The following is a 20,843-nucleotide window of genomic DNA, read 5'->3' on the forward strand; positions in this document are numbered from 1 at the left end:
CGTCGCGGCCGTCGCTTCTTCCGAACCGTTACCGACGCTTCACCGCATTTAAGACCGCATCGAAGAAACTCCTATCCAATGAGCGACGACGACCAGGAACTCGGCATCACCGAGTCCAAGGAGCACAGCCCCGGCGAGTGGTACGCCGAAGTGGTCAAGAAGGCCCAGCTCGCCGACTACGCCCCCATGGGCGGGTTCATCGTCACCCGGCCCCGCGGGTACGCCCTCTGGGAGGGCGTCCAGGACTACCTCGACGGGCGGTTCAAGGACACGGGCGCCCAGAACGCCTACTTCCCCGCGCTCATCCCCGAGAGCTACCTCGAGCGCGAGAGCGACATCGTCGAGGGGTTCGACCCCGAGGTGGCGTGGGTCACCCACGGCGGCCACGACGAACTCGAGGAGCGGCTCGCGTTCCGGCCCACCAGCGAGTCCATCATCACGCCGTTCATGAGCGAGTGGGTCCGGAGCCACCGCGACCTCCCCCTGCGGCTCAACCAGTGGTGTTCGGTCATCCGGTGGGAGGCCACCGAGACCAAGCCGTTCTTCCGGACCAAGGAGTTCCTCTGGCAGGAGGGCCACACCGCCCACGAGTCCAAGGACGAGGCGTGGGACGAGACGATGACCCGACTCGACCAGTACGAGAGCCTCTACGAGGACGTGCTGGCCATCCCCGTCCTCCGGGGGCGCAAGCCCGAGCACGACAAGTTCCCCGGCGCCGACACCACCACGACCGTCGAGGCGCTGATGCCCGACGGCAAGTCGGTCCAGGGCGGGACCTCCCACTACCTCGGCCAGGGGTTCGCGGAGGCGTACGACCTGACCTACACCGACGAGGACGAGGACGAGCAGGTCGCCCACACCACCTCGTGGGGGCTGTCGTGGCGCGCGCTCGGCGCGCTCATCATGACCCACTCCGACGACCAGGGGTTCGTCTGTCCGCCCAAAATCGCGCCCGAGCAGGTCGTCATCGTCCCCATCTGGAACGAGGACACCCGCGAGGAGGTCCTCGACTACGCCGAGGAAGTCGCCGACGACCTCGAGGACGAGGGCGTCCGCGTCGAACTCGACGACCGCGACGAGCGCAACCCCGGCTTCAAGTTCAACGAGTGGGAGCTGAAGGGCGTCCCGGTCCGCATCGAGATCGGCCCCAACGAGGTCGAGGACGACGAGCTCACGGTCGTCCACCGGCCCGACGGCGAGGACGTCGTCGAGGACCGCGAGGACGTCGCCGACACGGTCGAGGACCACTTCGAGCGGGTGTACGCGAAGCTCTACGACGCCGCCAAGGAGAACTTGGAGGAGAACGTCCGCGAAGCCTACGAGACCTCCGAGATCCTCGGTACCATCGGCCGCTACGGCGGCTACGTCAAGACGCCGTGGTGCGGCGACGACGCCTGCGAGCAGGTGATCAAGGAGGAGATCGCCGCCGAGATCGTGATGGTCCCGATGGACCGCGACGAGGAACCCATCGGCGAGGAGTGCGGCGTCTGCGGCGACGAGGCCGAGGAGACGGCGTACTTCGCGAAGTCGTACTGAGTCGGCGAAGCTTCCTCTTCTGGCGGCCTTCCGGCTCGCGTGGGGTGGTCAGCTCTCGTGCGGAACGGACATCACGACGGCCTCGCCCGACAGCACCCGCTCGGCGTCGCCGTCGTCCGATTCGGTGCGCTCGGCCTCCGCCACGGTCTCGACCCGGAGCCTGTCGTCGCCAAGGTCCTCTCTCACCGTCACCGTCGCGGTCACGGTCTGGCCCGGCCGGACCGGGTTCTCGAAGTCGAGGTCCTGCGAGAGGTAGACGATGTCGCCGGGCAGGTCCGCGAGCGCGGCGCTGACGACCCCGGCCGAGAGCATCCCGTGGGCGACCCGACCGCCGAAGAACGTCTCGGCGGCGTAGGCGTCGTCGAGGTGGATGGGGTTGTCGTCGCCGGTCAGGTCGGCGTAGGCGTCGACGGTTTCCTCGGTGACTCGGAGGGTCGATCCTGCGGAATCGCCGGGGGCTGCGACTGGCATGTCCGAACCCGTGCGGCCGTCCGATTTCAATCCTCCGGTTAACATGTGAAACGGGGTTTTAATGGTGGCCTCGTGCGTGAACTCCTCCATGCCATATGCGGACAACGAGGGGGTCTCGCTGTACTACGAACTCGCGGGTCCCGAGACCGGCGACGTCGTCGCGCTCGTGGAGGGCCTCGGCTACGGCCGGTGGATGTGGCGCTGGCAGCGCGACCGACTGGTGGACGAGGGGTACCGCGTCGTCGTCTGGGACAACCGCGGCACCGGCGACTCCGACGAACCCGAGGGGCCGTACACGATAGCGGAGATGGCGAGCGACCTCGAGGCGGTGCTCGACGCCGTCGGCGTCGCACGCGCCCACGTCGTCGGCGCGAGCATGGGCGGGATGATCGCCCAGCAGTACGCGCTCGACTACGACCGAGCGGCCTCGCTCGGCCTGCTGTGCACCAGCCCCGGCGGCGACGACGCGGTCCCCACGCCCGAGGAGACCCAGGCCCGGATGTTCGACGCGCCCGGGGACGCCGACGAGCGCGAGGCGCTCCGGTACAAGATGCAGCCCGCGATGACCGACGAGTTCTGGGCGGAAAACCAGGACCTGATCGAGGACATCGTCGACTGGCGGCTGGCGGGCGACGCGAGCGACGCCGCCCGCGAGGCCCAGGCCGCCGGCGTCGCGGCGTTCGATTCGAGCGACCGTCTCGACGAGATCGACGTGCCGGTGCTGGTCGCCCACGGCACCGACGACCGGGTCCTGCCGGTCGAGAACGCCGACCTGCTGTACGAAGGACTGCCGAACGCTCGCCTCGCCGTCTTCGAGGGCGGGCCCCATCTCTTCTTCATCGAGCGGGCCGAGGCCGTCAACGACCGCCTCGCGGAGTTCCTCGCCCATGTTTAGCCACGACGCGACTCCCTACGAGTGGGTCGGCGCCTGGAGCGAGAAGCGCGCGCAGCTGTCGCCCGACAAGACCGGGCTGGTGGACGCGACCACCGGCGAGCGGCACACCTACGCCGACCTGGACCGGCGCGCGAACCGGACCGCGCGGCTCCTCCGCGAGGAGGGTGTCGAGCGGGACGGCGGCCGGCGAGACGACGCGGCCGCGGGCGGTCGCGTCGCGGTCCTCTCGCGCAACCGGCCGGAACTGGTCGACCTGTTCTTCGCCACCGCCAAGACCGGCGGCGTGCTCGCGCCGCTCTCGCACCGGCTCGCGGCGGGCGAACTGGTCGAGATGCTCAACGACGTCGAGCCCGCGCTGTTGGTCGTCGAGGAGCCCTTCGCGGACCTCGCCGGCGACGTGCTCGACCACGACGACCGCACGTTCGACTGCACTGTCGTGTCGTTGCCGACCGGCGAGGCGGCTGAATCGGCCGGTGCCACCGTCCCCGAGCGCGACTGGGAGGCGTGGACCGACGCGCTGTCCGACGACGACTCGCCGGTCGAGACCGCCGACCTGTCGATGGACGATCCCCACCTGCTCCTCCACACCGGCGGGTCCACGGGTATCCCGAAGGAGACGGTCCTGACCCACGGTTCCATCCTCTGGAACTCGTTCAACACCATCACGGCGTGGGGCCTCCGCCCGGAGGACGTGACGCCGATGGTGTTCCCGATGTTCCACACCGGCGGGTGGAACGTGCTCTCGATTCCGCTCTTCCACCTCGGCGCCACGGTGGTCGTCGCCCGGGAGTTCGACCCCGGCGAGGTGCTCCACCTGGTGGAGTCGGAGGGCGCGACGGTCCTCGTGGCGGTGCCGGCGGTGCTCCGGATGATGACGACCCACGACGACTGGGAGTCGACCGACCTCTCGACGCTGCGGTTCGCCAAGTCCGGCGGCGGTCCCTGCCGGGAGTCGGTGATGGAGGCGTGGTGGGCCCGGGACGTCGACCTCTCGCAGGGGTACGGCCTGACCGAGTGCGGGCCGAACAACTTCGCGATGCCCGACGGCTGGCCCGAGGCGAAGGCCGACAGCGTGGGCGTGCCCGCGATGCACGTCGACGCCCGCGTCGTCGACCCCGACGGCGAGCCGCTCCCCGCCGGCGAGATCGGCGAACTCGAACTCGCGAGCCCCCACGCGGCCGACCGGTACTGGCGCAACGAGACCGAGACGAGCGAGACGTTCGGCGAATGGGTCGCGACCGGCGATCTCGCCCGTAGGGACGAGGACGGCTACTACTACATCGAGGGTCGGAAGAAGAACATGTACGTCTCGGGCGGCGAGAACGTCTACCCCGCCGCCGTCGAGGACCGCATCGCCGACCATCCGAAGGTCGAGGAGGTCGTCGTCGTCCCGGTCCCCGATGACCAGTGGGGCCAGGTCGGCAAGGCCGTCGTCCAGGGCGACGAGTCGCTGACGCTCGACGAGCTCACCGGCTTCCTCGACGGGCGGCTGGCCCGGTTCAAGCACCCGCGGCACCTCGCGTTCGTCGACGAGATGCCGACGAGCGGCCCCTCGAAGATCGACCGGGGCGCCGTGAAGGCCGAGTTCGGCGAAGAAGCCGAGCACTGACCGCCGACGTGCCGTCGCTCGGCCGGCGATGCGCACGTGCGTCGTCGATTCGCGTTGCACGCCCGTCGACCCGTCCGCGACCGCAGACCGCGACCGTCAGTGGCGGAGCCGTTCGGTCTCCGATCCGAAGCGGCCCTCGTTCGAATCGAGCGTCGCGATGCCGTCGGCGACGGTGTACTCGCGGCCGTCCTTTGCGTGCGGGAACACGCCGACCAGTTCGTCGTCGCGCCGGACGGCCAGGCAGGCGATCGGAAGCCGCACCTCGGTGCGGTCCTCGTCGGTCAGCTCCGAGTGGACCTCGCGCTCCTCGAAGCAGTGGGCGACCGACGCGCCGGTCCGGTCGGCCCACTCCCGGAACTCGTCGACGGCGTCGAGCACCGCGCCGCCGAGCGCGGGGCGCTCGCCCTCGAGGCGCCGACAGACCTTCCGGCCCCAGACCTCGACGTCGCACTCGTCGACGACCCCCTCGGATTCGAGGCGCTCGAGTCGCTCGAACAGCGCGGCGGGAACGCTCTCGGCCCCGCCGGGCGCGAACCCCTGCGCGTACAGTCGAACCCGCAGCGGAGACTCCCCAGTTCGCAGTTCTGCATTAGCGTTGTTCATGATTCCCCCGTGCCGCATCTCCACGACGTGCCCGGGTTAAACGGTTTCGTCACGTGGAAACAAACCGTCAATTATGTCTCGGGGAACAAATCCTTACACGGAACCGGACGGAGTCGACGAGTCGTCGGCTCCGTCGGGTGCGGGATCGACCAGGACCGTCGCGTCGCCCTCGACGATGGTCTCGCCGTCGGGCCGCTCGACGGCCACGGAGAGTCGGTATCGGTCGTCGCCGAGGGACTCGACGATGCGACACGTCGCGGTGAGCCGGTCCCCGACGCGCGCCGGTCCGAGGAACGACAGCTCCTGGGAGAGGTAGATCACGGTCCCCGGCAGCGCCGCCAGCGCCGCGCTGGCGAGCCCCGAGACGAGCGCGCCGTGAGCGATGCGCCCGCCGAACCGCGTCCCCGCGGCGTACGACTCGTCGAGGTGGAGCCGGTTGGTGTCGCCGCTTGCGTCGGCGAAGCGCCGGACGTCCTCGTCCGAGACGGTCTTCGAGAACTCGACGTAGTCGCCGACCGACAGGTCCTCCCGGGCCCCGACCGAGCGCTCTAACTCCCAGTCGGACCTGGCGTACGCGAGCGACTCTGCCTGCGCGGGTTCGACCGGATCGTCGAGCTCGCGAGCAGGCAGCTCGGCGTCCTCCGAGGCGGTCTCGGCGACGCCGTCGGGGAGCGTCGCCAGCGCGACGCGGTTCGCGTTGGCGGCCGCGGTGAACGACAGTTCGAGCGCCCGCGTCCACGCGGTGGTGAACTCCCGGAACGGGTTCGCCCACGGGCTCTCGAACGGCATCCCCCAGGGACCGCTCGTGCGTTTCGTGTCCTCCATGGTACAGTACGACGTGCCCACCCGATAAGGGTCCTGTGCCCGAGGACAGGTGCCGCTCCGAAGCCAAATGGGGGGCGCAAACAGGCCTAAATTCTATCTACCGGAAGGAGAATCGGTTTCGTCGGTCGGACAGGGCGTTCCGGTCGCGGAGTTGAATGGTGACGAGCGGTAAAGCGCTCCACTCTCCGGTAATGAAATCCATCTGGGAGTCATCTTTATAGGTGTTCCCGCCCTCTCTCTTACCGGGATGACGGGGGGAGACGACGACGCCACGTGGCCAGCGGCCGCGTTCGCCGAACAGATGCAACACGCCAGCGAGGAGGCGATGGAGCAACAACAGGAGCTGTTCCGCCGCTGGCTCTCGGCGAGCACCGGGGGAGACCGGACCGAAGACCTCTCGGAGTACGCGGCCACGAGCGTCGAGACGGCCACCTTCAAGACGCGCGTCCAGAGCGGCGGCCGGATCAGTATCCCCGACGTGGAGCGCGAGGCCCTGGACATAGAGGAGGGGGACATCGTCCAGGCCATCGTCCTCCCGGTGACCCCGCCCAACGGTGATTCAAATGTCGAGTAATGATCAGACACGGAACCCGATGAACGCGATGTTCGAGATGCAGCGAAACGCCATCCAGCAGAGCCAGCAGATGATGCAGCAGGGCATCGACATGCAGCAGCGCATGACCGAGTCCATGATGCGGAACAACCTGAGCTCGGGCCACAACGCCCAGCGGCAGGGGACCGAGCTGGCCCGCAACTGGATGGACGCCTACTTCCGGACGCTCGGGACGATGTTCGGCCGGGGAGACGCCTCCGAGGTGAGCGAGTCGCTCCGCGAGCAGTTCGAGGAGTTCAACGACGCCCAGGACGACGCGTGGGACTCGTTCGAGGACAGCCTCGACCAGGCGATGGACGCCTACGAGGACCTCAACGAGAGCCAGAAGGAGCTCATCGACCGGTCGTTCAACTCGTTCTTCGAGATGCAGCGCGAGACGGGCGAGCGGGTCGCCGACGCCGCCGAGCAGATGGAGCGACAGGCCCAGGAGAGCCAGTCCACGACCGGCTCGTCGAGTTCGTCGAGTTCGACGAGCTCCTCGGGCTCGTCGAGTTCCTCGTAGCGCACCGAACCGACCCGAGAGCGGACACACGACGTTATTTAGTACGATGTCAGAATCCAGTACAGCGACCGAGCGACCGGGGGAGTGGCCGTACGACGACGCGATCTTCGACGCGCTCAGGGAGTCGGTCGAGGCGCAGGGCGAGTTCGTCGACCGGTGGGCGGCCGCGATGCGCGACGCGAGCGACGAGGGGCACCTCTGGACGGACGCCGCGGAGGGGTACGCCCGGGCCTACGAGGTGTGGATGGAGGCGTCCCAGCGGACGTTCGAGCGGTCGACCGACCTGATGGCGGGCGAGGAGGTGTCGATGGAGGAGTTCCGCGATCTCTGGCTCGACGCGGCCAACGACGCGTTCAAGGAGCTGGCGTCGTCGGACGCGTTCGCTGCCGCGCTCGCCCAGAACGTGGAGGGGCTCGACGTGATGCAGGACGCCGAGGACGCCGCCCAGACGGCGCTCCACAGCTACGGCTTCGCCACCGAGGGCGACGTGGTCGAGGTCGGCGAGCGGCTGGTCGAGCTCGAACGCCGGCAGCACGAGGTCGAGCGCAAGCTCGACCGGGTGCTCGACGCGGTGGAAGAATGAGCGAAGCGACCGACGACGCGGGCCCCGACGAGCCGCGCCGGCTCAGCGCCCTGGACGCGATTTCGGAGCTGGAGCGCCAGTCGTGGGAGAACGCCGGGGAGTTCGTCGAGACGATGACGCTCGCGCCCGAGCGCATCCAGGACGCCGCGCACGTCGACGTGGGGCAGACGCCCAACGAGGCGGTGTACTCGGAGAACAAGCTGGACCTGCTCCACTACGAGCCGCGGGCCGACGAGACGTACGACGTGCCCATCCTCCTCGTGTACGCGCTCATCAACAAACCCTACATCCTCGACCTCCAGCCCGACCGGAGCGTCGTCCGGCGACTCCTCGAGGCGGGGTTCGACGTCTACCTCATCGACTGGGGCGAGCCCTCGACCCTCGACACCTCGCTGTCGCTGTACGACTACGTCGAGCGGTACGTCGGCAACTGCGTCGACGTGGTCCGCGACCGCGCGGACGTGGACGCGCTGAACCTGTTCGGCTACTGTATGGGCGGGACGATGAGCGCGATGTACGCCGCCCTCTACCCCGAGAAGGTGCGCAACCTCGGGCTGATGGCGACCGGCCTCTGCTACGACGGCACCGGCGGCGTCCTCGAACGCTGGGGCGGCGAGCAGTACGACCCCGGCAAGCTCGTCGAGACGTTCGGGAACGCCCCCGGCGGGCTACTGAGCGTCGGGTTCGCGATGATGGACCCCGTCCAGAACTTCCTCACGAAGTACCTCCGGCTGTACGACAACCTCGAGGACGAGGAGTTCGTCGAGAACTTCGTCCGGATGGAGCGGTGGGTCCGGGACTCGCCCGACGTCGCGGGCGAGGTCTACCGGGAGTTCATCGAGTACATCTACCAGGACAACCTGCTCATGCAGAACGAGCTCCGCCTGAACGGTCGCCACGTCGACGTCGGGGAGCTCGACATGCCGATACTCCAGCTGGTCGCGAAGCACGACCACCTGGTCCCGCCGTCGGCGAGCGTCCCGTTCAACGACGTCGTCCCGAGCGACGACGTGACGACCATCGAGTCGCCGACCGGCCACATCGGTCTCTCGGTCTCCTCGAAGGCCCACGCCGAGGTGTGGCCCCAGGCCTGCGAGTGGTTCGCGGCCCGGTCCCAGCCCGACGCGGAGGACGGTCGGGAAGCCGACGCCGAAGCGGCGGCGGCCGAACGCCGCGCGGAAGCCGGGGCCGAGGCCGCGGCCGAATCCGGAGACGGTGGCGCCGACCCCGAAGGAGCCGCAGATACGGCCGAGGCGACCGAAGGCGGGACCGACGAGGCGGCCGAGACCGAGTCGGGCGAACCGGCGGCGACGACCGAACCGGCGGACGTGCGGGCCGGCACCGCCCCGGAAGGCAGCAGCCTCGAGGCCATCTCCGGCATCGGCCCGGCCTACGAGGAGCGACTCGCCGAGGCGGGGTTCGAGACGGTCGAGGACCTTGCCGGGGCCGACTCGGTCGACCTCGCCAGGCGGACGACCCTCTCGGAGAAGCGCGTCCAGCGGTGGATCGAGCAGGCCGAGGCGCTCGTCGAGCGCCGCGGCGAGTTCGACGACGGGTGAGTTCGGCCGACCCATTTTCGTGCTTACTGGTAAGAAATCGCACGAATGCACGGCGACAGGACAGTTCTCTGCATAAACGTTTATGGCGACGAGCGGTGGCGACCACGTATGGGGGTTGACCGAACTACCACACACCCAGGAGGACCGCCTACGGAACTAGCGACGCCCCGAGCCGACAGGCTCGACCCAGCGCGCGTCGTCGGGGGGCTACCGCGATGAGCGTCGAGGAGAAGACGTGCCTGGTCACGGGGGCCTCCCGCGGCATCGGGAGCGGCGTCGCAGAGGAACTCGGACGGAGCGGAGCCAACGTCGTCGTCAACTACGTCTCCTCGGAGGACGAGGCCTACGACACCGCCGAACGGATCGAGTCCGAGGGCGGCACTGCGACCGTCGCGCAGGCCGACGTCTCGGACCGCGAGGCGGTCGACGAACTGGCCGACGAGGTCCACGAGGCGTTCGGGTCGATCGACGTGCTCGTCAACAACGCGGGCATCACCGTCGACCGGAAGTTCGAGAACATGACCCGCGAGGACTGGGACCGGGTGATGGACGTGAACCTGGGCGGGACGTTCAACTGCACGAAGGCGTTCTACGACGACATCGAGTCGGCCGACGAGGGCCGACTCGTCAACATCTCCAGCGTCGTCGGCCAGCAGGGCAACTACGGCCAGGCCAACTACGCGGCGACCAAGAGCGGCATGTTCGGCTTCACCCGGTCGCTGGCCCTCGAACTGGCCGGGTCGGGGTCGACCGCGAACTGCGTCGCCCCCGGCTTCACCCAGACCGACATGCTCGCGGAGGTCCGCGAGGACATCCGCGAGCGGATCAGGGAGAAGATCCCGCTCAACCGCTTCGCCGAGGTCGAGGACGTGGCCTGCGCGGTCCGGTTCCTCGCCAGCGAGGAGTCGTCGTACATGACCGGGCAGGTCGTCAGCGTCAACGGCGGCATGGAGTGGTGACGGCGGTTCGCCGGGCGCGCTGACCGCTCCGGTTCGGGGGGCTCTTTTCCGGACGCGCCTGTTAGGGGACGAGGACTGGACCGTGAGCCTCGCTCCCGCTCGAAGTACCACCATCGTACTTTCCTCTTTGCGGAATCTCGACCACTTTGAGGAAGAAGTAGTCCCGCTTGCACTTTAGAAAAATCGCAAGCGGGCAACCGGATGAAGACGTTCCGGAATAGAAAGACTTTAACCCCTGGAATGGCCGCGAGTTATCAATGCCCACGGTCACCAACGACGGTCTCTCTCTCTACTACGAGACCGGGGGAGACCCCGACGCCGAACCGGTCGTCTTCCTGCAGGGCTGGGGAGTGGGACGCTGGCTGTGGCGCTGGCAGCGGCGAGAGCTGACCGACCAGTTCCGGGTGATACTGCCGGACAATCGCGGGACGGGACGGTCCGAGACCCCCGGCGGCCCGCGGAACGTGCCGGAGCTGTTCGTCGAGCGGACCGGCCGGCTGTGGTCGAACTGGCTGTCGCTGTTCTGGTCGCCGATGCTGGTCGACCCGTGGTTCCGGTGGCTGGAGGGGTTCGACCGACCGTACACCATCTCGTCGATGGCGGGGGACCTCGACGCCGTGCTGGCGGACGCGGGCGTCGACCGCGCTCACGTCGTCGGCGCGAGCATGGGCGGGATGGTCGGCCTGCAGTACGCGCTGGAGTACGACCGGGCGGAGTCGCTGACGCTGCTGGGGTCGACGCCCGGCGGCCGGGACGCGGTGCTCCCCGACCCGGAGGTCCAGATGAAGATGCTCGGGGGCGCCGCGCGGCCCGCCGACCGGGCGGAGCTCCGCCGCCGGACGCGGCTGACCCTGTCCGAGGAGTTCGTCGAGTCCAACGGCGACCTCGTCGACCGCATCGTCGACTGGCGGACCGAGTGCGACGCCACGCCCCGCGGCCGGTTCCTCCAGGCGGTCGCCGCCACCTCCTTCGACGCGACCGGCCGGCTGGACGACGTCGGAGTTCCGGCGCAGGTGCTCCACGGGACGGCCGACCGCGTCCTCCCGGCCGAGAACGGCCGCCTGCTGGCCGACGGGCTCCCCGACGCCTCCTACACCCCCATCGACGGCGGCTCGCACCTCTTCTTCGTCGAGCAGCCCGAGCGGGTGAACGACCGCCTCGTCGAGTTCTTCGAGGAGCACGGCGCCGAGGCGTAGCGTCGAGCAGTCCTCGGCGGTCGCGGCCGATTCACGAGGCCTCGGCTGGCGAGACGACTCATCGGTCGAGCGCGAACCGTTCGACAGCGTCGACGAACGCGGCGGGCCGCTCCAGGTTGGAGACGTGGCCGGCGCCCTCGATGACGCGGAGTCGAGCGTCGGGCGCCGCGAGGACGTGTTCGTCCTCGCCGAGCCGGTTGAGGAGGTCCCACTGGCCGTTGAGCACGAGCGCCGGCCCCGGGAACGAGCCGAACGCCGACCGGAAGTCGACGCCGGCGAGGTCGAACCCCGCGTTCCCGAACTGCCGGGGGTAGAACCCCGACGCGAGTATCTCGCGCTTGACGTCGGCGTCGAGGTCGCGGCGCTTCACCCAGTACCGGGCGAGCGCCTCGACGGCCTGGTTCGCGAGTCGGCTCTCGGTGACGGTCTCGGAGGCGGCCGAGACCGCGCGTGTGAGCGGTTCGAGGACCCCGACGGGGTTCGCGCTGCTCCCCGCCGCGACCAGCGCGTCGACCTTCTCGGGGTGGCGGCGGGCGTACGCCGTCGCGACGTAGCCGCCGAGCGAGAGTCCGACGACGGTCGCGCGACCCCCGGCCGCGGCCTCGACGACCTCGTCGACCCGCCGGAGCGCGCGCTCCAGCGCGAACTCCTCGTCCGCCAGCGCGCCGTGGCCGGGGAGGTCGGGGACGACGACCCGGTAGTCGCCGGCCAGCGCCGCCCGCTGGGGCGTCCACATCTTCCGCGTGAACAGCACGCCGTGGACGAACACGACCGGCTGCGCCGCCGCGGGACCCGCGACGTCGACGCCGCGGAGCGCCGTCTCCGCCGTCTGATTACTCATGGCACCGCTACCGGCAGCGCGTCCTTAGGCGCTGGGGGCGATTCCGCCCGCGGAACCGCGGTCGACCCCGGCGACGGCGGGCAGTCAAAAAGCCCATGACGGCTCGATAGCGAGGGGAGACAGATGACCGACGAACGCGGAACGGTCGGCCTCGCGGGCTACGGTACGTACGTCCCGGACGAGGTCGTGACTGGCGAGGAGATCGCGGCGGAGAGCGGGCTTCCCGAGGAGGTCGTGGTCGAGAAGATGGGGGTGCGCGAGAAGCGGGTCTGTCCGCCGGACGCCGACCACGCCACGGACATGTGCGTGAAGGCCGGCGAACGCGCCTTGGCGGACGCCGGAATAGCACCCGAGGACGTCGATATGGTGCTGTACCACGGGTCGGAGTTCAAGGACTTCGTGGTGTGGAGCGCGGCCGCGAACGTGGCCGAGCGCCTGGGCGCCGAGAACGCCTACGCGGTCGAGAGCTACGCGCTGTGTGCGGGCGCACCCCTCGCGATTCGGCAGGCCAAGGCGCAACTTCTCGCTGACAGCCCGGAGACGGTGCTGCTGGTGTCGGCGAGCCGCGAGGAGGACCTGGTCGACTACGAGAACGAGGACTCGTCGTTCATGTTCAACTTCGGCAGCAGCGCGTGCGCGATGGTCCTCGAAGCGAATCCGATCGCCGACCGAACGCGGGCGACGATTCGGGAGAGCGCCGCAATCACCGACGGCAGCTTCTCCGAAGACGTGGTGATGCCGGCCGGCGGCTCTCGGAATCCCGCGAGCCACGTCACGGTCGAGGCGGGCCTCCACGCGCTCGACGTGCCCGACCCCGACGGGATGAAAGAGCGTCTCGCGGACGTGAGCTTGGCGAACTTCGAGACAGTCGCGGACGACGCCCTCTCGCGGTCGGGGTACGCCCGCGACGACCTCGACTTCGTGGCGCTGACCCACATGAAGCGGTCGTTCCACGAGTACCTCACCAACCGCCTGGACGCACGGAACTACTACCTCGACGAGTACGGTCACGTCCAGAGCGTCGACCAAATCCTCGCGCTCGACGAGGGCCTGGAGCGGGGACTGGTCGAATCCGGCGACGTGGTCTGTTTCCTCGCGGCGGGAACCGGCTACACTTGGGCCGCCACCGTCCTGGAGTGGCGCGGCTGACCGGCGGGCGGGACGACAGCCGTCACTCGCGGCTACAAGAGCGATTTCGAAGTCGGTCGTTCGAAATAGGCGAATCTGCCGCGGGTCGAATTCGGGGCGCGGTCAGAGACCGAGCCGTTCCCTGGCGAACCGCGCCAGCAGCGGCAGGTCGTCGAAGTGAAGCAGTTTCATGACGTCGCGAGTGCTCCCGGCGTTGGCCTTGCGGAGCGCGTCGGCGTCGACGCGGTTGAGGTCCCGGATGAGGGTGTCGTACCGGCCGTTCGGCGCGAGGTAGAGGAGCTGAGTCATCAGCAGACGGGTCCGCATCTGCGGGGCGACCCGCTCGTTCCAGAGGTCGTCGTAGATCGCCAGCTTCTCGGCCGAGGTGTCGCGGTCGCTCGACATGAAGCACCGGTCGGCGGTGATGGCGGCCGCCCGGCCCGACTTCATGCAGGTGTGGATGCCCTCGCCCCACAGCGGGTCGATGGTCGGCACCGTGTCGCCGACCGCCATGAAGTTGTCCGTGCTGAAGCCGTCGGGCATCTGGATGTGGGCCGACCCGCGGTGCTGCTTGCCCGCGATGCGCTCGGCGTCGGCGAACCGGGGGTCGGTGTCGAGCCAGTACTGGAGGTAGTCGTCGATGCCCATCCCGTCCTTCGCGTAGTCGCGGTGGGCCTCGTTCTGGATGTAGCAGAGCCCGACCTTCGCGGTGTCCTCGCCGGTGTGGAAGATCCAGGAGTAGCCGCCCGGCGCGAGGTCGTGGTCGAGCCGGAGCATCATCGCGTCGGTGAGGTCGGCGTAGCCGTCCGCGTCCACGTCGACGCCCTCCAGCTCGTACTCGACGCCGATGGCCTGGTTCTTCCGCTGGAGGTCGGTGACCCCCAGCTCCTTGGCCAGCGGCGCGGCGGGTCCGGTCGCGTCCACGACGACGTCGCCGTACACCTCCTTGTCGCCGTTGTAGCGCACGCCGACGACCTCGCCGTCGTCCATCACGGGCTTCGAGACCCGGGCGTCGAACCAGTACTCGGCGCCGTCCTCGCGGGCGTCCTCGACCAGGAAGTTCTTGAAGTCGGCGAACTCCAGGACCGCGCCGGGCTGGTGCCGGACGAAGTGTTCGTTCGGCGATTCGAGGACCACGTCGTCGGTGTAGTTCATCACGACGTCGTCCGGGATTCCGAACGCGCCCATCATCGACGGGAACGTCCCGGCGGTCGACTTGTTGCTCTGAGCGGGGAACTCCTCTTCGGCCTCGGTCTCGAGGACGACCACGTCGTAGTCGCGCTCGGCGAGGTCGCGCGCGCACTGCGCCCCGGCCGGCCCGGCCCCCGCGACGACGACGTCGAAGTGCTCAGACATAGCAGGTCGCCTCGGTCGGAGGAGAAGCCGTCGTCTCGCCCGCGATTCGTCCCGCGTCGGTCGACGCGCCGTCGGTCCCCCGCCCGCGACCGGGCGTCCGACGGCGTCGGCCGGCGCCGACCCGCGCGTCCGACGGTGTCGCTCGGACGCGCGGGCCCCTCGTCGCGCCCCCGGCGGCCTCGCCGCCGGATCGCGCCCGGGTGGTCGGCGAGGGTGCCTCGCCGGTGTCGTATTCGTCCGCAGTCATCTCTACTGCTGGTAGTCACCTCTCCCATAAAAAACGGACGCAAACGCTCTCGTACCCGGATTCTGTTGGCCCCGCTCGGGCAAAAGACGCGTTCGTGTCAGAGGAATACCTTTTCGCGTCCCGGCCCCCGATTTACGCCGAGTTCTCGGTGTCGGTCGTCTCGGTCCGAGCCGTTCGCGCTCCGCCCGGCTCCGCTTCGGTCGTCCCCGTTCCGGACGTCGTCCCGGCGCCGCGCGAGACCGACGCGACCGTCCGGGTCGCGTCGTCGTCGCGGTGGATCACCGTCACGGTGCCGGGCACACGGTCGCGGAACGCGACGTCGGCCCGGTACTCCACGGTCGCGACGCACTGGGCGCAAAAGTCCGACTCCGGTTCGGTGGTGGCGACCGTCACCCGGAGCGCGTCGGGTCCGGTGACCGCGACCTCCGCGAGTCGGGCGCCGTAGCAGGGGTTCGGCGCGCGTATCGACCCCTCGACCGCGACCGCCCCCCCGCCGAACGCGACCTCGGCCTCGTCGGCCGCGCCGCACGTCCCCCCGAACGCGGTGAACGTCCGGTCGACGACCGCGGGCGGACAGCCGATCTCGGTCGTGACCGTCTCTGACTCCACCCCGCCGTCGGGCCCGACCCGCACGTCGGTCCGGGAGTCGTTGCAGTCGAACAGCGACCGGGGTATCCGGACCGTCTCGCCGGGTGCGTCCGTACCGTCTGTGTCGGGTGGAGTGGCCGTCACGTCGGTCCCGGCCGCGACGGTCGCCTCGCCACCGCTCCCGGTCGTCGCTTCTCCGCCGACGCCTGCGACAGTCAGCGCGTAGTTCGCGGGTTCGAGTAGGCGAAGCGAGAGGTAGCCGTCCGCCGGGAACGCGACGCGGCGGTCGAGTAGCGCCGAGTCGTCTCCGTCCCGGCGGAGTTCGAGGCCGACGGTCCGCGCCCGCTCGCTGTCGTTCCACACCCGGACGAGGTGCGGGCGGTTGTTCTCGGGGTTCCGGACGCCGTCGAGGCTGCCGACGGTAATCGTGGCGAACGGCCGGTCGGTCGACGAGTCGATGCCGTCGAAGCCGTCCCCCTCGACCGTCGTCCCTCCGGCAGTCGTTCCGGTGGTCGTCTCGGTCGCCCGTCCACCGACGTCGGCCGACCGTCTCCCGGCGTCGGCCGGCGCGCCAGCGAAACTTGCCACACCGGTCGTCCCCAGTCCGAGCGCCCCCAGCAGTTCCCGTCGATTCATGGACGACGGCACGACGCTCCCGCGGATACGCTTTTGGGCGCAGAATCCTCGTAGTCGAAGCGGTGACGCTGTTCGCGAGTTCGGTCGGCGCCAGGCCGACGCGCAGTCCACCATTTTACCCAGACCAGGAGTTACCAATTGGAAAAACTTAACATATAACACTCACTTGTGCTTCGTGAACTCATGACGAAAGCGCTCAAAGGTTCGGGCTTCCTCGGACTCGCGACGATGATGGCGGTGGGACTCCACCAGTTCACGATGCTCGCCGGCGGCGGAGGCGTACCGGGATGGATGATCGGCGGCCACGCCCACCTCGGCGTCCTCTCCATCCTCGCCATCGTGATGGGGTTCGCGGTTCCGGCGGTCGGCGTCGCCGGAACGCTTCGGACCGTCGTCACCGGCCTGTTCATCGCGGGTCAGTGGGGCATCCCGGGCATCGTGTGGCTCGGCGAGGGCTTCGGCCTCACCTTCCTGATGCCTACCGGGTTCCTCTGGGGCATCTGCCTCATCCTCGCCATGCTCATCATGTTCTACAAGACGGTGACGCAGGACGCAGACGTCGCCGGCGGCGGGTCGTCGCCCGCGGCGCCCGCCGACGACTGAACGGACCAGCGTCCGCGGCGTCCGAGAGGCCGCCGTTCGATCCCGAATGGTGACACTCAAGTGTCCGACATTCGAGGGAATCGTGTACACGAATGACGACGCGACGCAAACTCCTCCTCGCGAGCGGAACGGCTCTCGCGACGACGCTCGGCGGCTGTTCCTCGACGGGAGGCTCCGGAAACGGGAACTCGACTGCGAAGCCGGACGCCGACATCGCCGTCGGGCCGCAGAGCAGCCTCGTCTTCGACCCAGACTCGCTGACGGTGTCGGTCGGCGACGAGGTCACCTGGCGGTTCGACAGCTCGGGGCACAACGTCTCCTGCAATCCCGCTCACTCCGATAGAGCACAACTACCGGCGGATGCGGACGCGTTCGCGAGCTACGACGGGAACAACAAGTACAGTGCCGACGCCGTCGGCTCGACGTTCAGCCACACCTTCGAGACTCCCGGGACGTACGTCTACGTCTGCGTCCCCCACGAGATGAGCGGAATGGTCGGCGAGATCGAAGTGACGGCGTGACCGGCGTCCCGAACGCTGGGGCGTCGTTCGAGACGAGTAGAGACCGCAGAAGAGAGCCGCTACGTCAGTAGAACTCGCGGACGAGGTCCATCGCGCCCTCGGGCGCGCCGTCCGGGATGTCGGCCATGTTGGAGTCAAGACCGTGGAGATCCGAGTACGGGACGCTCTCCTCGTTCTGGTAGAGGATGCCCTGGTACTCCTTGTCGGCGTCCAGAATCTTCTCTTTGGCCGCCTCGCGGTCGGTCGGGTCGTAGTCCTCGTCGGCGAGGTCCACGATGGAGTCGCGGAAGTAGTCGTAGGTGTCCACGTCGTTGAACGTCACGCACGGGCTGAAGACGTTCACGAAGCCGAAGCCGTCGTGTTCGATGGCCTTCTGGACGATCTCGGTGTGGCGCTGGGCGTCCGTCGAGAACGACTGGGCGATGAAGCTCCCGCCCGCCGACAGCGCGAGCGCGAGGGGGTTGACCGGCGGCTGCTTCGGTCCCTCGGGGGTCGTGCTGGTCTCGAAGTCCTCGCGGCTGGTCGGCGAGGCCTGGCCCTTGGTCAGGCCGTAGATGCGGTTGTCCATGACCACGTAGGTCATGTCGACGTTCCGGCGGACCGCGTGGATGAAGTGGCCCGCGCCGATGGAGTAGCCGTCGCCGTCGCCGCCCGCGACCATCACCTCGAGGTCGGGGTTCGCGAGTTTCACGCCCGTGCCCACGGGGAGCGCGCGGCCGTGGACGCCGTGGAGCGCGTAGCTGTGCATGTAGGTGCCGATCTTGCCGGAGCAGCCGATGCCCGCCACGACGAAGGTGTTGTCCGGGTCGTTGCCCGTGTTGGCCAGCGCCTTCATCATGCCGTTCATCGTGCCGAAGTCGCCGCACCCCGGGCACCACGTCGGCTGCTTGTCTGACTTGAAGTCGGTGAAGCGTACGTCTGAACTCATGCTGTGACCTCCTCGGTCTGCAGGCTCTCTTTGATCTCGTTCGCCAGTTCGTCGGCCTTGAACCTGACGCCGTTGTACTTGTTCACGCGCTTGACGCGGGTAAGGGCGTCGTGTTCGAGCAGGTCGGCGAACTGTCCGGTGGCGTTGCACTCGACGACGATGACCTCGTCGGCCGCCTCGATCTCGTCGCCGAGGTCGGGCCGCGGGAAGATGTAGGGCACCGAGAGGAACCGGACGTCGACGCCGTCCTCGTCGAGGAACTCGAGGGCCTCGCGCATCGCGCCCTCGTTCGAGCCCCAGGAGATGACCAGGTTGTCCGAGTCGGGGTCGCCGAACTCGCGGGGCTCCCAGTCCTCCTCCTCCCGAGCGGTCTCGACCTTGCGGTTGCGCTTGTCGACCTGCTCGACCCGGACGTCGGTGTCCTCGGTCCGGCGGCCCAGCGAGTTGTGCTCCAGGCCGGTCGACATGTGGGCGCCGTCGGTCGTGCCGGGGAACGCCCGCGGGCTGACGCCGTCGGCGGTCGAGAAGTGGGGCTGGAACCGGCCCTTCTCGTCGGTCCAGGCCTCGACCTCGTCCTCGTCGACGACCTTGCCGCGGTCGATCTCGACCGCGTCCATGTCGAACGTCTCGGGCTCGAACGTCTGCTCGGTCACGGCCATCGAGAGGTCCGCGAGCAGGAAGACGGGCGTCTGGTACTTTTCGGCGAGGTTGAACGCCTCGACGGTCTTGTGGAAGCACTCGGCGACGTTGGTCGGCGCGACGACGAACCGGGGAATCTCGCCGTGACCGCCGTACAGCGTCATGTTGAGGTCGCCCTGCTCCTGCTTGGTCGGCATCCCGGTCGAGGGACCCGAGCGCATCACGTCCGCGATGACCAGCGGCGTCTCGCTGGTCGCCACGAGACCGAACGTCTCGGTCATCAGGTCGATGCCCGGCCCGGACGTGGCGGTCATCGAGCGGGCGCCGGCGCGGGCCGCGCCCAGCGCCATGTTGATGGCCGACAGCTCGTCCTCGGCCTGCACGACTTCGCCGCCGAACTGCTCGATGCGGCCGGTCAGGTACTCCATCACGTCGGTCGCGGGGGTGATGGGGTAGCCGGCGTAGAACCGACAGCCGGCCGCGATGGCGCCCATGCCGATGGCCTGGTCGCCGTTCAGCAGGACGTAATCGCTGTCGGTGGTCTCGAGGTCGTAGTCGAACTCGTGGTCGTACTCCTCGTCGACGAACTCCTGGCCCTTCCGGGCGGCCTCCTTGTTGTTCTCGACGATGGACTCGCCCTTCGCGCCGAACTTCTTCTCCAGCGCGGAGTCGAGGTTCTCGATGGGGAAGTTGGTCACCTCGCAGGCCGCGCCCAGTGCGACGATGTTCTGCATGATGGCGCCGCCGGCCTCCTCGGCGAGGCGCTGGAGCGGTACCGACAGCCCGATCATGCCCTCGGGCACCTCCACGTCCTCCATCTCGGTGCGCTCGCCGTCGTAGATGATGACGCTGCCCTCGTGGAGCTCGTCGAGGTTCTCGTCGATGGTGCGCTCGGTCAGCGCGACCAGGATGTCGAGGCGGTCGACCACGCTCTCGACGCGGTCGACCGAGCTTCGAATCTTGTAGGCGGTGTAACCGCCCCGGATTCGGGACGCGAAGTCCTTCGAGGTGAACACGTGCCGTCCCGCGCGGGAAAGCGCCTGTGCGAAGATTTTCCCGGTAGAGTCGATCCCATCGCCGGCCTCGCCGCCGATGGCCCAGTTCAGGTCGTCTGGCATTCCTAACTAGCCGGTAACCCATGCCAAATCAAAAGCCTTCTGAAGCGACTCCGCGGCAAGAACAACCGCGGGACAGTTTGTCGGAGTTGCGCGGCCGACGTTCGGTCGTGTCGGCCAGTCGCAGACTCTTTAGTCGCGCCCCGGCAAGTGGCGGGCATGGACGGAACCGAAGTCGCGGTCCGCGCGGTCGAGACGGTCGGCACCGACACCGTAGCGCTGACGCTGGAGACCCCCGGGGGATTCGACGCCCGGCCGGGCCAGTTCGTCCAACTCGCCGCGACGGTCGACGGAGAGGAAATCACGCGCCACTATACGCTCTCCTCGCCGGATGCGGACGAGACCTTCGAGACCACCGTCGAGGTCGACCCTTCGGGGTCGCTCAGTCCCTACCTCGCCGACCTCGAAGCCGGCGACACCGTCTCGGTCGCCGGTCCCTTCGGCGACGCCTACTACGAGGACGAGGACGGCGTCGTCGTCCTCGCCGGCGGGCCGGGCGTCGGCCCCGCGGTCGGCATCGGCGAGCGCGCCGTGGAAGAGGGCGCCGCCGTCACCGTGGTCTACGAGGACGACGACCCGGTCCACCAGGACCGCCTCGAGGCGCTCGCCGACGCGGGCGCGACGGTCGTCATCACCGACGACGTCAGCGACCAGGAGGTGGTGTCGGTGCTCGCGGACGCGACCGGCCAGTTCTTCGTCTACGGCTTCGCGGACTTCCTCGACCGCGCGACCGCGGCGCTCGACGCCGCGGACCGCGACGCCGCGGCCGCCAAGACCGAGAACTTCGGGCCGGCGCCCGACGACGACTAACAGGGCGCGAGCGGCTCCGCGTCGTCCGGCGGGTCGGTACATCCCCACCGGGAGAGCTTCATCGACTCGTCGGGCCGTAG

At 68.9% G+C, this 20,843-nt stretch carries 21 protein-coding genes; 13 read left to right on the top strand and 8 right to left on the bottom strand.

Annotation, left to right across the window (positions count from 1 at the left end; translation table 11 throughout):
- Nucleotides 1-78: 78 nt before the first annotated feature.
- Nucleotides 79-1,536, top strand: a complete 1,458-nt coding sequence (proS, locus tag DVR07_RS01840; RefSeq protein WP_115795076.1) for a proline--tRNA ligase — start codon at nucleotides 79-81, stop codon at nucleotides 1,534-1,536.
- 48 nt (nucleotides 1,537-1,584) lie between these two features.
- Here the strand turns inward: proS and DVR07_RS01845 are convergent, their stop codons facing one another.
- Nucleotides 1,585-2,007: a MaoC family dehydratase gene (locus tag DVR07_RS01845; protein WP_115795077.1), complete on the bottom strand. Its 423-nt coding sequence runs from the start codon at nucleotides 2,005-2,007 to the stop codon at nucleotides 1,585-1,587.
- 88 nt (nucleotides 2,008-2,095) lie between these two features.
- Between DVR07_RS01845 and DVR07_RS01850 the strand changes: the two genes are divergently transcribed.
- Both DVR07_RS01850 and DVR07_RS01855 read left to right on the top strand, forming a co-directional pair.
- A complete protein-coding gene (locus DVR07_RS01850) occupies nucleotides 2,096-2,902 on the top strand; it encodes an alpha/beta fold hydrolase (RefSeq protein ID WP_115795078.1) in 807 nt (268 codons plus the stop codon).
- The gene (locus DVR07_RS01855; RefSeq protein WP_115795079.1) at nucleotides 2,895-4,511 is read left to right on the top strand and encodes an AMP-binding protein; all 1,617 of its coding nucleotides are present in this window, start codon (nucleotides 2,895-2,897) and stop codon (nucleotides 4,509-4,511) included. The genes DVR07_RS01850 and DVR07_RS01855 overlap by 8 nt, the downstream gene beginning before the upstream one ends.
- A gap of 96 nt (nucleotides 4,512-4,607) precedes the next feature.
- On the opposite strand, the gene DVR07_RS01860 is transcribed toward DVR07_RS01855, so the two are convergent.
- Together DVR07_RS01860 and DVR07_RS01865 are read right to left on the bottom strand one after the other, a co-directional pair.
- Nucleotides 4,608-5,114: an HTH domain-containing protein gene (locus tag DVR07_RS01860; protein WP_162829400.1), complete on the bottom strand. Its 507-nt coding sequence runs from the start codon at nucleotides 5,112-5,114 to the stop codon at nucleotides 4,608-4,610.
- 93 nt (nucleotides 5,115-5,207) lie between these two features.
- Entirely contained in the window at nucleotides 5,208-5,939 is a 732-nt protein-coding gene (locus tag DVR07_RS01865; RefSeq protein WP_240147425.1) for a MaoC family dehydratase, read from the bottom strand.
- Nucleotides 5,940-6,186: 247 nt separating this feature from the next.
- On the opposite strand from DVR07_RS01865, the gene DVR07_RS01870 reads away from it, so the two are divergent.
- The 6 genes from DVR07_RS01870 to DVR07_RS01895 all read left to right on the top strand — a co-directional run bounded on the left by DVR07_RS01870 (nucleotide 6,187) and on the right by DVR07_RS01895 (nucleotide 11,351).
- A complete protein-coding gene (locus tag DVR07_RS01870; protein WP_115795081.1) occupies nucleotides 6,187-6,513 on the top strand; it encodes an AbrB/MazE/SpoVT family DNA-binding domain-containing protein in 327 nt (108 codons plus the stop codon).
- A gap of 19 nt (nucleotides 6,514-6,532) precedes the next feature.
- Nucleotides 6,533-7,054, top strand: a complete 522-nt coding sequence (locus DVR07_RS01875; RefSeq protein ID WP_115795082.1) for a hypothetical protein — start codon at nucleotides 6,533-6,535, stop codon at nucleotides 7,052-7,054.
- A 46-nt stretch (nucleotides 7,055-7,100) separates the two neighbouring features.
- Nucleotides 7,101-7,637, top strand: a complete 537-nt coding sequence (locus DVR07_RS01880) for a poly(R)-hydroxyalkanoic acid synthase subunit (protein WP_115795083.1) — start codon at nucleotides 7,101-7,103, stop codon at nucleotides 7,635-7,637.
- On the top strand, nucleotides 7,634-9,196 hold the full coding sequence (phaC, locus tag DVR07_RS01885) for a class III poly(R)-hydroxyalkanoic acid synthase subunit PhaC (protein WP_115795084.1): 1,563 nt from the start codon (nucleotides 7,634-7,636) through the stop codon (nucleotides 9,194-9,196). Before DVR07_RS01880 ends, phaC begins: the two co-directional genes overlap by 4 nt.
- Nucleotides 9,197-9,411: 215 nt before the next feature.
- A complete protein-coding gene (locus DVR07_RS01890; RefSeq protein ID WP_115795085.1) occupies nucleotides 9,412-10,155 on the top strand; it encodes a beta-ketoacyl-ACP reductase in 744 nt (247 codons plus the stop codon).
- Between the two features lie 257 nt (nucleotides 10,156-10,412).
- Nucleotides 10,413-11,351: an alpha/beta fold hydrolase gene (locus DVR07_RS01895; protein ID WP_115795086.1), complete on the top strand. Its 939-nt coding sequence runs from the start codon at nucleotides 10,413-10,415 to the stop codon at nucleotides 11,349-11,351.
- A 58-nt stretch (nucleotides 11,352-11,409) separates the two neighbouring features.
- Here the strand turns inward: DVR07_RS01895 and DVR07_RS01900 are convergent, their stop codons facing one another.
- Nucleotides 11,410-12,192: an alpha/beta fold hydrolase gene (locus DVR07_RS01900; RefSeq protein WP_115795087.1), complete on the bottom strand. Its 783-nt coding sequence runs from the start codon at nucleotides 12,190-12,192 to the stop codon at nucleotides 11,410-11,412.
- Nucleotides 12,193-12,315: 123 nt separating this feature from the next.
- On the opposite strand from DVR07_RS01900, the gene DVR07_RS01905 reads away from it, so the two are divergent.
- A complete protein-coding gene (locus DVR07_RS01905; protein ID WP_115795088.1) occupies nucleotides 12,316-13,341 on the top strand; it encodes a 3-oxoacyl-ACP synthase in 1,026 nt (341 codons plus the stop codon).
- Nucleotides 13,342-13,443: 102 nt separating this feature from the next.
- On the opposite strand, the gene DVR07_RS01910 is transcribed toward DVR07_RS01905, so the two are convergent.
- Entirely contained in the window at nucleotides 13,444-14,676 is a 1,233-nt protein-coding gene (locus tag DVR07_RS01910) for a digeranylgeranylglycerophospholipid reductase (protein WP_115795089.1), read from the bottom strand.
- A gap of 379 nt (nucleotides 14,677-15,055) precedes the next feature.
- Nucleotides 15,056-16,147, bottom strand: coding sequence for a hypothetical protein (locus DVR07_RS01920; protein WP_115795091.1), 1,092 nt, complete (start codon nucleotides 16,145-16,147; stop codon nucleotides 15,056-15,058).
- 183 nt (nucleotides 16,148-16,330) lie between these two features.
- Here DVR07_RS01920 and DVR07_RS01925 point away from each other — a divergent pair, with 183 nt between their 5' ends.
- Nucleotides 16,331-16,750, top strand: coding sequence for a hypothetical protein (locus DVR07_RS01925; RefSeq protein ID WP_205254471.1), 420 nt, complete (start codon nucleotides 16,331-16,333; stop codon nucleotides 16,748-16,750).
- Between the two features lie 92 nt (nucleotides 16,751-16,842).
- Nucleotides 16,843-17,271 (top strand): plastocyanin/azurin family copper-binding protein, encoded by a 429-nt coding sequence (locus tag DVR07_RS01930; RefSeq protein WP_115795092.1) that lies wholly within the window; start codon nucleotides 16,843-16,845, stop codon nucleotides 17,269-17,271.
- 64 nt (nucleotides 17,272-17,335) lie between these two features.
- Here the strand turns inward: DVR07_RS01930 and DVR07_RS01935 are convergent, their stop codons facing one another.
- Nucleotides 17,336-18,199, bottom strand: a complete 864-nt coding sequence (locus DVR07_RS01935) for a 2-oxoacid:ferredoxin oxidoreductase subunit beta (RefSeq protein WP_115795093.1) — start codon at nucleotides 18,197-18,199, stop codon at nucleotides 17,336-17,338.
- Entirely contained in the window at nucleotides 18,196-19,956 is a 1,761-nt protein-coding gene (locus DVR07_RS01940; RefSeq protein ID WP_115795094.1) for a 2-oxoacid:acceptor oxidoreductase subunit alpha, read from the bottom strand. The genes DVR07_RS01935 and DVR07_RS01940 overlap by 4 nt, the downstream gene beginning before the upstream one ends.
- Before the next feature lie 156 nt (nucleotides 19,957-20,112).
- Between DVR07_RS01940 and DVR07_RS01945 the strand changes: the two genes are divergently transcribed.
- Nucleotides 20,113-20,763 carry a ferredoxin--NADP reductase gene (locus tag DVR07_RS01945; protein ID WP_115795095.1) on the top strand — a complete coding sequence of 217 codons (651 nt, stop codon included), beginning with the start codon at nucleotides 20,113-20,115 and terminating at the stop codon, nucleotides 20,761-20,763.
- Nucleotides 20,764-20,843 lie beyond the last annotated feature (80 nt).

Source organism: Halorussus rarus, from assembly GCF_003369835.1.
In the GTDB taxonomy this organism is placed as follows: domain Archaea; phylum Halobacteriota; class Halobacteria; order Halobacteriales; family Haladaptataceae; genus Halorussus; species Halorussus rarus.